At 60.4% G+C, this 12,044-nt stretch carries 11 protein-coding genes; 3 read left to right on the forward strand and 8 right to left on the reverse strand.

Features of this window, described 5'->3' with window-relative positions; all coding sequences use genetic code 11:
• Positions 1-241: 241 nt before the first annotated feature.
• Together LIX93_RS03615 and LIX93_RS03620 are read right to left on the reverse strand one after the other, a co-directional pair.
• The gene (locus tag LIX93_RS03615) at positions 242-397 is read right to left on the reverse strand and encodes a hypothetical protein (protein WP_226502635.1); all 156 of its coding nucleotides are present in this window, start codon (positions 395-397) and stop codon (positions 242-244) included.
• A 208-nt stretch (positions 398-605) separates the two neighbouring features.
• Positions 606-1,613: an alpha/beta fold hydrolase gene (locus LIX93_RS03620; RefSeq protein WP_226502636.1), complete on the reverse strand. Its 1,008-nt coding sequence runs from the start codon at positions 1,611-1,613 to the stop codon at positions 606-608.
• Positions 1,614-1,765: 152 nt separating this feature from the next.
• On the opposite strand from LIX93_RS03620, the gene glnT reads away from it, so the two are divergent.
• The 3 genes from glnT to LIX93_RS03635 all read left to right on the forward strand — a co-directional run bounded on the left by glnT (position 1,766) and on the right by LIX93_RS03635 (position 4,883).
• Positions 1,766-3,124 carry a type III glutamate--ammonia ligase gene (glnT, locus tag LIX93_RS03625; RefSeq protein WP_226502637.1) on the forward strand — a complete coding sequence of 453 codons (1,359 nt, stop codon included), beginning with the start codon at positions 1,766-1,768 and terminating at the stop codon, positions 3,122-3,124.
• Positions 3,125-3,142: 18 nt separating this feature from the next.
• Positions 3,143-4,216: a putative urea ABC transporter substrate-binding protein gene (locus tag LIX93_RS03630; RefSeq protein WP_226502638.1), complete on the forward strand. Its 1,074-nt coding sequence runs from the start codon at positions 3,143-3,145 to the stop codon at positions 4,214-4,216.
• 64 nt (positions 4,217-4,280) lie between these two features.
• Positions 4,281-4,883 (forward strand): TetR family transcriptional regulator, encoded by a 603-nt coding sequence (locus tag LIX93_RS03635; RefSeq protein WP_226502639.1) that lies wholly within the window; start codon positions 4,281-4,283, stop codon positions 4,881-4,883.
• An 87-nt stretch (positions 4,884-4,970) separates the two neighbouring features.
• Here the strand turns inward: LIX93_RS03635 and LIX93_RS03640 are convergent, their stop codons facing one another.
• The 6 genes from LIX93_RS03640 to LIX93_RS03665 all read right to left on the reverse strand — a co-directional run bounded on the left by LIX93_RS03640 (position 4,971) and on the right by LIX93_RS03665 (position 11,820).
• Positions 4,971-6,956: a glycoside hydrolase family 3 N-terminal domain-containing protein gene (locus LIX93_RS03640; RefSeq protein WP_226502640.1), complete on the reverse strand. Its 1,986-nt coding sequence runs from the start codon at positions 6,954-6,956 to the stop codon at positions 4,971-4,973.
• Between the two features lie 85 nt (positions 6,957-7,041).
• Positions 7,042-8,319, reverse strand: a complete 1,278-nt coding sequence (locus LIX93_RS03645) for an MFS transporter (RefSeq protein WP_226502854.1) — start codon at positions 8,317-8,319, stop codon at positions 7,042-7,044.
• 140 nt (positions 8,320-8,459) lie between these two features.
• Positions 8,460-9,086, reverse strand: a complete 627-nt coding sequence (locus LIX93_RS03650; RefSeq protein WP_226502641.1) for an isochorismatase family protein — start codon at positions 9,084-9,086, stop codon at positions 8,460-8,462.
• 11 nt (positions 9,087-9,097) lie between these two features.
• Positions 9,098-9,850, reverse strand: a complete 753-nt coding sequence (locus LIX93_RS03655; protein WP_226502642.1) for an Asp/Glu racemase — start codon at positions 9,848-9,850, stop codon at positions 9,098-9,100.
• 15 nt (positions 9,851-9,865) lie between these two features.
• The gene (locus LIX93_RS03660; RefSeq protein ID WP_226502643.1) at positions 9,866-10,675 is read right to left on the reverse strand and encodes an alpha/beta hydrolase; all 810 of its coding nucleotides are present in this window, start codon (positions 10,673-10,675) and stop codon (positions 9,866-9,868) included.
• Positions 10,672-11,820 (reverse strand): FAD-dependent monooxygenase, encoded by a 1,149-nt coding sequence (locus LIX93_RS03665; RefSeq protein WP_226502644.1) that lies wholly within the window; start codon positions 11,818-11,820, stop codon positions 10,672-10,674. The genes LIX93_RS03660 and LIX93_RS03665 overlap by 4 nt, the downstream gene beginning before the upstream one ends.
• Positions 11,821-12,044 lie beyond the last annotated feature (224 nt).

Raw genomic sequence — 12,044 nt, forward strand, 5'->3', positions numbered from 1 at the left:
ACTCGAACGGTACCTGTGGGTGCCGTTTGGGTGACGTACCTTGGTCAACAGGGACTGGATAAGCAATCCTTACCTGGCAAATCCTTGGTCGTTCGGAAGAGGATATGGGTAATGATTCGATGTCTTCAAGCAGGCTGCATCACGTATGTCCAGGACGCTGCGTTCATCTGTGGGTGACCGAGCGGCTGCTGACTTGCGCCAGCAACCCATACGGCAAGCTCCAGGTCAGATCAGTGCCGGGTCAAGCCTGCTCGTTTTGCTTGTCATCGTCGTGCTTGAGGGGTGGCTTCATGCCTGGCTGAGGCGCGTGCTCGGCATCGGGCGCGATTTCTTCGCCGTGGTTCTTTTTCTCTTGCTGGACTTTTTTGTCGTGAGCGACGTTACGTGGATCTGTCATGAAAATTCCTCGATCGGGTAAATGATTCAAACACCCACCTAGGCGATACGCCGGCGTTGAGCATCTGGGCATGATTTGGAGTTGGGCCGGGCTTGAGCGTTCAATACATCTCGGACTGCAACGGCCTGAGGAGGTGAACCGCTTGCTCCTAAAGGTTCTGGGCCGCATCAAGGTGGGTGCTGGGGCGTTTGATGTTCGCTCGAAAGCATCACAGTAATAATCTCTCCATTCCCACAAAAATCTGCGTCATGGCTTGACGGTCGCGGCCTGGACCCCCGGCGCAGTGGCCCCAGTCTGATTGCAGTACCTGCACGTGGGCATCCTTGATCAGGCTGGCCTCATGCCGCGCATCCTCGACGGTAAAGTACAGGTCGCTGCTACCGGGCATGCTTAGGGTGCGTGCACGGATGCGGGCGAGGCCGCTAGCCAGGCTTTCACCGTTCGGCGGTGCGGCGTCTTGCCAGGTGTGCAGGGTGCACAGCAGGTCGTTGGCGTCTTGTGCCAAGTGGTCGTTCTCCCAGAACTCAAGCAGCGCCTCGACCGTACTGAAGCCCAACTCGCGGTACAGGCCGTTACGGAAGAACGCCTGAGAGTATGCCCACCCCGCATAGACCCGGCCGAACGCACGCAGCCCGGCCTGTGGCTGCGCCTCGTAACGTCCGTGTTGCCAACTGCTGTCGGCGCACAATGCGGCCTTGACGCCTTCAAGAAATACCCGATTATGCGGCCAGCATTGGGCTGTCGCGCAGATCGGCAAAATGCGCTCGACCCTGTCCGGGTAATGCATCGCCCAATGCAGAGCCTGCATGCCGCCCATTGACCAACCGCACACCAGCGCCAGCCGCCATTGGTCAAACAGAGTGTCCAGCAGTCGGCGCTGCGCCTCGATGTTATCGACCAGGCTGATCCGCGGAAAATCCGCTCCGCGCTGGCCTGGCTTGGCATTGCTGGGCGAACTCGACCAACCAGAGCCAAACAGGTTGGTCAGCACCACACAGTAGTTTCCGCTGGCCAGCGGGCTGCCCGCACCAAGCAAGGGCAAGCTGCCCCAATGCGTGCCACCGTAATAGCTGGGGATCAGCACAACGTTGTCGCACGCGGCATTGGGCCGGCCCAGCACTTGGTAACACAGCTGTGCATCCTGGATCGTCTGGCCGCTCTGGAGGGGGATGTCGCCCAGATTCATGAAGTGTTTTTCTTTCATCAACTCAAGCATTTAGCTTATTCCTCTTTGTGTCACTGGAGCCGAGCGCCCAAACCTGGCAAGCCTTGCTCTGCGCTTATATATACACGCTGGCATGTATATTGAATGAACGAATCGTGCCAGGGCGCTTGGCGCCATGACCTTATCAGCGGAGATAAACTGCAATGAGCCACAGCCCGGAAGCGGAACAGCTGAAAATCACCCTGCAGGCGAAGGGGGTGAAATATGCCATGGCCAGCTACGTCGACATTCATGGCGTGATCAAAGGTAAATTCGTGCCGCTCGCGCATCTGGGCCAGATGCTCAACGGTTCGGAGCTGTACACCGGCGCGGCACTGGATGGCGTGCCCCAGGACATCAGCGACAATGAAGTCGCGGCAATGCCCGATCCGGCCAGCGCCATTCAGTGCGCCTGGAACAAAGAGCTGGCCTGGTTTGCCAGTGATCTCTACCTGGACGGCAAACCCTTCAGCGCCTGCTCCCGAGGTGCGCTGAAACGCCAGACCGACGCTGCGGCCGCCATGGGTTACACCTTCAATCTGGGCATCGAGACCGAATTTTTCCTGTTCAAGGACACTGCCGACGGCGGCTTCGAACCCCTCAGTCAGCGTGACAACCTGGCCAAGCCCTGCTACGACCCACGCGGGCTGATGGACAACCTGCACATCGTTGGCGAACTGGTCGAGGCGCTCAACGATATCGGTATGGATGTCTACTCGTTCGATCACGAAGACGCGAACGGTCAGTTCGAAACTGACTTCAAGTACGCCGACGCACTCACCATGGCTGACCGTTTCGTTTTCTTCCGCCTGCTGGCCAACGAGATCGCTCGCAAGCACGGCGCCTTCGCCAGCTTTATGCCCAAACCCTCGGCGGACCGCACTGGCAGCGGCGCGCACTACAACATGTCGCTGGCCGACCGCGAGACCGGGCGCAACCTGTTCGAGCCTGACAACGACGATGTTCATGAATGCGGCGTCAGCCAATTGGGCTATCACTTTATCGCAGGGGTCTTGAAGCACGCGCAGGCCATCTGCGCGGTCATTGCGCCGACGGTCAACAGCTACAAGCGCCTGGTGCGCAAGGGCAGTATGTCGGGCTCGACCTGGGCGCCGGTGTTCGTCTGCTACGGCAACAACAACCGCACCAACATGCTGCGCATCCCCTCCCAAGGCAGTCGTGTCGAGTGCCGAGCGGCGGACATCGCCTGCAACCCTTATCTGGGTGCTGCGTTGATCCTCGCAGCGGGCCTTGAGGGTATTCGCGACAAGCTTGACCCCGGCTTGCCGCACCGCGAGAACATGTACAACTACAGCGAAGCGCAGGTGGCCGAAATGGATATCGAATGCCTGCCGCGCAATCTTGATGAGGCCATTGACGCTTTCGAAGCGGACCCTCTGTCGCGCGAAGTCTTTGGTGATGACCTGTTCCGTGCCTTCATCGACTTCAAGCGTGATGAATGGACCGCGTACCACACCCATGTTTCCGATTGGGAAATACAGCGCTACCTGAAGTTCTTCTAAATTGAACGAGGTCAGACCATGTCCATCAAGCCCCTGAAGACGCTGCTCTGTGCAATCAGCGTGGTCCTGGCCGGCAGCCTGCCGATCAGCGCCTACGCCGAACCTAAACAACAGTTCAACCTGGCGTGGAGCATCTATGCCGGCTGGATGCCATGGAAGTATGCCGACGAGTCCGGGATCATGAAAAAATGGGCCGATAAATACGGCATCAAGGTCAACATCACCCAGATCAATGACTACGTCGAATCGATCAACCAGTACACCGCGGGCAAGTACGACGCGGTGGTACTGACCAGCATGGACGCCTTGTCGATTCCAGCGGCGGGCGGGGTCGACAGCACGGCGTTGATCGTGGGTGACTATTCAAATGGCAACGATGGCATCGTCATGAAAGACAGTGCCGACATGAAGACCCTCAAAGGGCAGAAAATCAATCTGGTCGAGTTGTCAGTCTCGCACTACCTGCTTGCGCATGCCCTGGAGAGCGTCGGCCTCAGCGAAAAAGATGTAAAGGTGGTCAATACTTCGGATGCCGACATCGTCGGCAGCTTTGCCAGCAAGGACGTGCGCAACGTGGTCACCTGGAACCCGCTGCTCGATCAGGTCGCTGCCGTACCGGGCGTTCATCGCGTATTCGACTCCAGCCAGATCCCTGGGCATATCAAAGACCTGACCCTGGTCAACAGCAAGACGTTGGCCGACAACCCGGCGTTCGGCAAGGCAGTGGTCGGCGCGTGGTATGAGGTGATGGGCATCATCGCCAGCAACACGCCGGCCGGTGCCAAAGCCCGTGCCTTTCTGGGCGAAGCGTCGGGCACTGATCAGGCCGGTTACGAGTCGCAACTCAAGGGCATGAAAATGTTCTGGACCCCCGCAGAATCGCTGGCGTTCATTGAAAGCCAGCAGGCCTACAATGCGATGGACAGCGTCAGGCAGTTCTCCTTCGCCCACGGTCTGCTTGGCCAAGGCGCCGCCAACGCAGACTTCATTGGTATCAGCCTGCCCAATGGCAAGTTGCTCGGCGATGCCAAGAACGTCAAACTGCGCTTCGATACCTCCTACATGCAGATGGCCCGCGACAACAGGTTGTAGCAACGGCCCGCCACGGCGTTGCCATGGCGCCGTGGCTACGCTCCTGAACACGTGAAGAGCCTCAATGCGCCGAACCAAAGAAGATGCCGAAACCACCCGCCTGAAAGTCATCGAAGCCGCGCTTGAGCTCTTCAGCCAGCACGGCTATTCCCACACTACCTTAGCCATGATTGCCGACGCTGCGGGTTTCAGCCGCGGGCCGATCTACTGGCACTTCAAGAACAAGGACGAACTTTACGAAGCGGTCTTGCACTATTCCCAGGCGCCGCTGGAGCAATTGGTTGCCCAAAGCCTGGAGCTGCAGGCCACCCCCTTGCAGGCGTTGCAGTACTTTTGCGATCAGTGGTTCACCTTGCTCCTGGAAAACCGCTGGCACCGACAATCCTTCGAAATCTTGCTGAACAAGACAGAATTGACCGTGCAGATGTCTGGCACGGTACGCCGCGAGCGAAAACTGACGCGCAAGATCGTGAACAGCCTGGCGCGCCTGATTGGTGAGGCACAGCGGTTGAAGCAACTGCCTGAGCAGGACAGCGAACAAAGCGCGGTATTGCTGTACACGGCGTTGATGGGCGTCACCCATACGTGGTTGGTAGACCCCAAGCTGTTCAGCTTGAAGAAGAATGCAAAGGTGTTCAGCGCGCGGTTGTTACGATTGCTGGACTGATGCGCTCAGTGTCAGCGCTGGCGCGCATCGTGCTGCCTAGCGTGCTAGTGCTCGATAGGCATACCTCGCGTGCCAAAGTCCTGTCTCTCAGTACTTCAGGCCGAAATGCAGAGGGTAGAGGGGCGAGGTGCTGTCGGCGGCCTTGCCCGATTGTTGGGCCTCGACAGCAGCCATGGACGACGGCAGCTCGAACGGCAATTTGCCCTCTGGTGCCTGCTTGCCAGTCAACACATCAAGCAGTGCCTGATCGCTCACGCCGAAGTTGGCAACGAGCGCGCGGCTGGCCTGCGCGACGTTACCCAGGATCGCCGGTCTGTCGAGATAGACTGTGGTCACGACGGGTACTTTCGCGCTGATCTTCAGCAGCGCCGCGTATTCGGCGTTGTCTTGCTTGAAGTCCAGATCGCCTTCATGCAACCCGGAGCCGAACGCATAGGTCGCATGGGTCTGGAATGGTGCGTTCATGCGTACCACCGCTACATCGGCGGCCTCGGGAGCGGATACCACGGTCAAACCATGCTGTTGCGCCTGAGCACTCGACACACCGACCAGATACACCTTGGTGCCGGGTTTGAGCGGCAGCACATGCTGCTGGTTCTGCAGCATGACCAGCGAGCGGCGCTGCGCCTGGAGGCCTTCTTCCTTGAACTGCGCATTGCCAACGATTCGCTCGGCTGCGGCGCCGTCCGCGTAAGGCGTCTCGAACAGGCCGAGTTGGAATTTCTGCAATAACAGTCGCGTGACCGACTGGTCGATCCGGGCCATGGAGACAGCGCCGTCCTTGACCGCTTCGATCAGCGGCTCGGTATTGAAGGTCCCGCCAAATTGATCGACTCCGGCATCCACCGCTTTGATGAAGCGCTGTTTTTCGGTCAGCCCCTCGACGCCCCACGGCATGCCGTACTTGGAATAAGCCTTGTTGGGATCTTGCCCTACTTTGCTGCCGGTCAGGCATTCGTCTGTACAGCTGTTGGTGATCAACCAGTCGGTCAGGATGATGCCCTTGAAACCGTACTCTTTGCGCAGCAACTCGGTCAGCATTTGCTTGCTGAAGCTTGCACCGACGCGCTCCAGAGGCTTGCCATTGACGGTGATCCCTTCAGGTGGCACGCCATAGGTGGGAATGATCTCTGCCGCGTCGACGGCGAACGCCGCCTTGAAGGGGCTCAGTTGTGTCGTGAAGTCCTCGGCGCCATAAGCAAGATTGCGCCCGTAGGCATTCATCGCATCCAGGCCCTTGTAGGCTGCGCCGTAGCCGGCCCAGTGCTTGACGGTTGCCGCGACGCCGTCAGGTTGCAGGCCGTGGCTGCCATGTTGAAAACCGCTGATATACGCCGCAGTCATCTTGCTGACCAGATCGACATCTTCACCGAAGGTACCGTTGATGCGCGACCAGCGCGGCTCCGTGGCCAGGTCCGCCTGGGGTGACAGGGCGATCTGGATACCCATGGAGCGGTATTCCTGCCGGGCGATATCGCCGAATCGCTCAACCAGTTTTTCGTCACCGATGGCAGCAAGCCCCAGTGTCTCTGGCCACTGGGAAAAACTGCCGGAGCTGACGCTTGCACCCAGGGTGTACTGGAAATGATTACGTGGATCGGTACTGAAGCTGATCGGGATGCCCAGGCGGGTCTTTTCTGCCAGCCCCTGAAGCTGGTTGTAGCTGCTGACCATCTCGGCAGGGGAGATGCTGAGGCGCGAGATGAAATGATTGATGTGCTTGTCGGCAATCAATGGCGAGAGCTTTGCAAGGTTGTAACCCGCGTCTGCGCCTGTCGCGATGTAGGGGGCGGTGCTGTGCATCATCAAGCCGATTTTTTCTTCCAGGCTCATGCGCTGTACCAGATCTCTGGTACGGGCTTGGGGGGGCAGCCGCCAGTCCTCATAGGTGTCCAGCAGACCATTGTGATCGAGGTCCTTGAAGGTCAGGCCATCCTGGTGGAGCAACGGGCTGGAAACGGTTTTGAGCGAGGGCTGGGCGATGTCGGGCGAGGTCGCTGCGCTATGGCTGCAGGCACTCAGATAGCAGGAGGCGGCGATGACTGCAGCCGTGCTGGAGATGGCTTTGTTCAAATGGGTTCACCGTTTTCTGGGCGGTAGTGGTCGTGGACTTCAGTGATATTGCTATCGCTGAAGCCACTCGGTGGAGCGCGGTGATTTATCGGTTGACGACTTTTGCAGGCAGCGCCACCACCAGCAATGAACTCAGCAACAAGCACCCGGCGAAGATCCACAGCGCTATTTGCGGGCTGTGGAAGTGGTCCATCACCACGCCCATGAGTGAGTTGCTTACCAGCCCGGCGATGTTTGCCACCGAGCAGGCCAGGGCGAAGCCCGTAGCGGCCGCGGTGCCCTTGAGGAAGGTCGCGGGCAGGCTGAAGAACACCGGCACGGCGCCGATGATGGTCAGCGAAGCGACCGAGAACAACGCTACGGTCGCCGCCACGTTCTGGGTGAAGAAGGTGCTTAGGAACATCGCTGCGGCACCGACGATAAAGGGCACGATGATGTGCCAGCGGCGCTCGCGGTGCTTGTCCGAACTGGCGCCGATGGCGAGCATGCCGATCAACCCGGCCAGGCTCGGAATGGCCACCAGCAGGCCGATATCTGCGGGGTTGGACACCCCGGCGTTTTTGATGAAGGTCGGCAGCCAGAAGCCCATGGCGTAGGCACTGAGCAGGATCGAGAAGTCGATGCCGCCGAGCATCCAGACCTTGATGTTGAAGAAGCCGTCGCGGAACGAATGGCCGCCCGGGTTTTCGCCTTCATCCTTGGCCAGCACAGCGCTGAGTTCGGACTTTTCCGCGTGGCTCAGCCATTTTGCGTCGCTGATGCCGTTGGGCAGTACCGCGAAACACAGGAAACCCAGCACCACGGTCGGCACCGCTTCCAGGAGGAACAGCCACTGCCACGCGGCCAGCCCGCCGACACCGCCGAAGTGGCCCATGATCCAGCCCGACAGGGGGCTGCCCAACAGGCTCGAGAGCGGCAGGCCGATCATGAACAGGGCGATGATGCGGCTGCGACGGTAGGACGGAAACCACTGACTCAGGTAATACAGCACGCCCGGCAGAAAGCCTGCTTCGGCGGCGCCCAGCAGGAAGCGCAGGGTGTAGAACTGCCATTCGCTGGTGACGAACATGGTCAGTCCCGACAGCAGCCCCCAACTGATCATGATGCGGGCGATCCACAGGCGTGCGCCGACCTTTTCCAGCACCAGGTTGCTCGGCACTTCGAACAGGATGTAGCCGACGAAAAACAGCCCGGCCCCCAGGCCGTAGGCGGTTTCGCTCATGTGCAGTGTGTCGAGCATCTGCAGTTTGGCGAAGCCGACGTTGATGCGGTCCAGGTAGGAGGCCAGGTAGCAGAAACACAGGAAGGGGATCAGCCTCCAGATGATCTTGCGGTAGCTGTCGGACGCCTGCGCACGCGGCATTTCAAGGGCTCCGGTTTCGCTGAGTGACATGTCGTGTCTCCTGATTCTGCCGCTTTTGCGGCGCTACGGGCTATGTTCATGGGCAGACAGGAATCAGTGGGCGAGGGGCGTCTCTTGAATGGACGCCTCCCTGGGAGCCCTTACAGCGTGGCGAGATAGTCCAGCGTTTGTGCTCGGGAAACCACATCCCCGTATTTATTATCGATGTCGAACAGGTTGGCCTCGTGGGGTGCCTGGTGCCGATCGCCGACGCACTCGCGCACGACGATGCCGCGATAGCCGTATTGCACTGCGTCCACGGCGGTGGCGCGCACGCAGCCGCTGGTGGAGCAGCCCAGCATGATCAGCGTGTCTATGCCCAGTGCATGCAGCATGGGTGCCAGGCTGGTACCAAAAAAGGCGCTGGCGTATTGTTTGGTCAGCACCACCTCGGTCGGCAGTGGCGTCACTTCAGGGCAAAACGCGGCCAAGGGATTGCCCTCGATCATGTCCTTCATCACCGGCGCCTTTTTCACCCACATGCCACCGTCTGCGAAGTGCCCGGGATGGTAGCGGATATTGGTGTGGATCACCGGAACGCCGATGGCGCGTGCGGCCGCCAGCAGCTCGACGCTATGGGACACGGCATCGACTACGCCGGGCGCGAACAGCGGTGCGCCCTCGGTGGTGTAGCCCTGCATGAAGTCGATCAGCAGCAATGCCGGGCGCTGACCGAAGCCGACGCGATTACCCCACACCCCGGCATAATTGTCTTCTGCGCTGCTCATGAGCGTGCTCCTCAGTAGGCGCCAGACAGCAAGGCCCCGGCACCGGGCACGATCGGCTCCAGTTGCAGGGCCTTAAGCATGGCGTAAGTAGTGGCGATGGCGGCGGTTAGCACAGGCTTGCCGGTTTGTGCCTCGACCTTGGCGACGGCGCCCAGCGAGGGCATTTGCACGCAGGCGGAGAGCACGATCACGTCCACATCGGTCAGGTCCAGGCCGGCGACGATACCCGGCAAACGGGACGGATCATGGCGAGCCACGTCGAGGTTGTCGGGGATCTCCAGGGCGTGCCACACCTTCACCTCGATACCTTCGTGCTGGATGTAGTCCACCACCAGTTCGGTCAGCGGTTTCATGTAGGGCGCCACCAGGGCGATGCGCTTGGCACCCAGCACCTTGAGGCCGTCTACCAGAGCGCCGGCACTAGTGATCACCTTGGCCTCGGAGTCGTTGTCCAGCACCACTTGGCCCAGGCGCTGCTGGGATTCACGGTGGTAGCCACGGCCCATGGCCATGATCGCCACCAGGCAAGCGTAGCCGAGCACATCGACGCGGGCGTCGGACAGCTCCAGGGCGCAACGGTCGGACTGTGCATCCATGGCTGCCAGTTCTTCCTTCTTCACGTGCTTCATGCGCATGCGCGCCGAGTGGAAGGTGAAGCGCTCGGGACGGATCAACTGGCGCGCGGTGAGCATCGCCGGAATCTCGGTTTCCATGGTGGTGTTGGAGCTCGGCACGATCTGGCCGATGCGGTAGAGCTTGCTCATGGTGGGTCTCCGGATTCAGCTCAGGGGGTGGCCGAGGAAGCTGCCGAAGGCGCGGAAGAAGCCTTCGAAGTCGTCCCAAGGAATCATGTGCCCGGCGTTGTCCACCTTCACGGTTTCGATCGACGGTTGCAGGGCGCGGATTTCGGCTTCGTCTTCGGCGCCGATCACGCCGCCCTTGCCCGCAATCATCAGCAGGGTAGGGAGATGGTCAAGGGGGAAGTCCTGATGGATGTCCACCTGGTGAAAATCCTCATAGGCCTTGAGGATTGCCGGCGCATAGCAAGTGTGCAGCCATTCGGCGCGCAGGGCGCGTTGCTCCAGGGTCCATGTCGGGCAGAAGGCGAGCATGTCGGCGGCGCTCATGCCTTGCTCGGCCTGGGCAATCGAGTCCATGTACCACGGCAGCTTGCCGGGGTATTCGCGACGGCCCGGGCCGGACACTGGCGGGTCGATCAAGGCCAGGCGGCTGAACGGTGCCTCGGGATGGCGGGTGGCGGCGCGCAGGATGAAGCGTGCACCCATGGAGTGGCCCACCAGCACGCAGTCCTTGAGCTCCAGGGCCTGGGCGAAGGCGGCGATGTCGTCGGCGCAGGCGTCGGTGCCGTAGTCCAGTGCTGGCCCGGTCGATGACAAGCCGCGGCCGCGGGCATCCAGTACATAGGTGTCGAAGTGCTCAGCCAGGCGCTCGGCTACGAAACCCCAAGTGATGGCCGGGCTGGTGATGCCCGGGATCAGTAACAGCGGTTGGCCTTTGCCGCCATAGCGCAAGTAATGCTGGCGAATGCCGTTGGCCTGCACGTTGGCGCCGTAGAGAAAGCGACTCATGCTGCGTTCTCTGATTTGAGCGGGTGGTCGAACAATTCGTAGCCGAATACCCACGAGGGGTCTTCCTGGGTGCGCAGCCAGGTGTTGGCGTTGGACACGGCCTGCACGCGGGAGGCTCGCTCTTTACGGTTGGCCTCATACAAGCGAAAGCCGGTGCTGTAGTCGCTGAGACCGGTCTCCATCAGGCAGCGGGCGAGCATGGCGCCGTCTTCGATGGCCATGGCGGCACCCTGGGCCATGTGCGGTTTCATCGGGTGGCAGGCATCGCCCAACAACACCATGCGGCCCTTGCTCCAGACCGGCAATGGCTGGCGGTTGAGCAGTGGCCACTTGGTGATGTCCTCGGCGTTCTCGATCAAGGCCTGCACGCTGGGGTGGTAGCCCTTGAAGGCATCGAACATGGCCTCGCGGCTGCAGTCGACGTAGCTGGCGTTGCCGCCTTCCCATTCGGCTTGGGGCACGCCGCTGACGAAGTAGTACTCGTCGCGCTTGGCGGTGGTGTAGTAGACCATCAAGTGGCGGTCGCCCGACCACCATTTCACGCAGTCTTCGAAATTGAAGTCGTATTTGGCCAGCTTGTGCGCCGGGATCAACGCGCGGTGGCCGACCCAGCCGCTGTAGGTGGGCGCTTCGACGCCCAGCAGGTGTTCGCGAACGCGGGAGTTGATGCCGTCGGCACCGATCACGATGTCGGCGCGGACCTGGGTGCCGTCGGCGAACTTCAGCAGCACGTCGCTGCCGCTTTCGTCGAGGCTGGCCAGGTGTTTGTTGAAGTGCACCGAGCCGGGCTTGAGGGCGGTCATCTGCAAGGCATGCAGGTCGCCGCGATGCACGGTGAGGTAGGCAGCGCCGTATTCCTTGCGGGCGAAATCACCCAGGGGGATGCGCGACATGTATTCGCCGTCGGCGCTGCGGCTGAACCAGAAGTCCGGGTGCGAGCCCATGGCTTCAAGCTGCTTCTCGATGCCTTGGCGGCGGAAGATCTTCAGCACGTTGGGGCCCATGTGGATCCCGGCGCCGAGGCGTGAGAAGTGCTGCGCCTGTTCGTAGATATCGACTTCGAAGCCTGCCTGCTGCAGCGAGGCGGCAGCTGCGGCGCCGCCCAGGCCGGCGCCGACGATGGCGATTCGTTGTGTTGCCCCCATGGGTGTTGTCTCCTCGATGGCCGATCTCCGGAACGTGGGATCGGAACGCACTTACAGTGTATGCACTATTATTTTTCGCTGTGAAGGGGCTTGTCGAAAAATAGTTGAAAAAGCTTCCAAGGTGCTAATTCAGCGTATATGCCCAGCGAAATATGAGACTTATCAATTTTCTAATCATTGGCTCGTACTTTGCAGACGCCGCTTCATGGTTTTTTGAATGTGTC

This window comes from Pseudomonas sp. MWU16-30317 (assembly GCF_020515695.1).
GTDB lineage: Bacteria > Pseudomonadota > Gammaproteobacteria > Pseudomonadales > Pseudomonadaceae > Aquipseudomonas.

Excerpts from the sequence above, each read along its gene's own strand:
- LIX93_RS03615 (WP_226502635.1), bottom strand. The coding sequence starts at position 397 with ATGACAGATCCACGTAACGTCGCTCACGACAAAAAAGTCCAGCAAGAG.
- LIX93_RS03660 (WP_226502643.1), bottom strand. The coding sequence starts at position 10,675 with ATGAGTCGCTTTCTCTACGGCGCCAACGTGCAGGCCAACGGCATTCGC.
- LIX93_RS03620 (WP_226502636.1), bottom strand. The coding sequence starts at position 1,613 with ATGCTTGAGTTGATGAAAGAAAAACACTTCATGAATCTGGGCGACATC.
- glnT (WP_226502637.1), top strand. The coding sequence starts at position 1,766 with ATGAGCCACAGCCCGGAAGCGGAACAGCTGAAAATCACCCTGCAGGCG.
- LIX93_RS03635 (WP_226502639.1), top strand. The coding sequence starts at position 4,281 with ATGCGCCGAACCAAAGAAGATGCCGAAACCACCCGCCTGAAAGTCATC.
- LIX93_RS03645 (WP_226502854.1), bottom strand. The coding sequence starts at position 8,319 with ATGCCGCGTGCGCAGGCGTCCGACAGCTACCGCAAGATCATCTGGAGG.
- LIX93_RS03665 (WP_226502644.1), bottom strand. The coding sequence starts at position 11,820 with ATGGGGGCAACACAACGAATCGCCATCGTCGGCGCCGGCCTGGGCGGC.
- LIX93_RS03650 (WP_226502641.1), bottom strand. The coding sequence starts at position 9,086 with ATGAGCAGCGCAGAAGACAATTATGCCGGGGTGTGGGGTAATCGCGTC.
- LIX93_RS03630 (WP_226502638.1), top strand. The coding sequence starts at position 3,143 with ATGTCCATCAAGCCCCTGAAGACGCTGCTCTGTGCAATCAGCGTGGTC.
- LIX93_RS03655 (WP_226502642.1), bottom strand. The coding sequence starts at position 9,850 with ATGAGCAAGCTCTACCGCATCGGCCAGATCGTGCCGAGCTCCAACACC.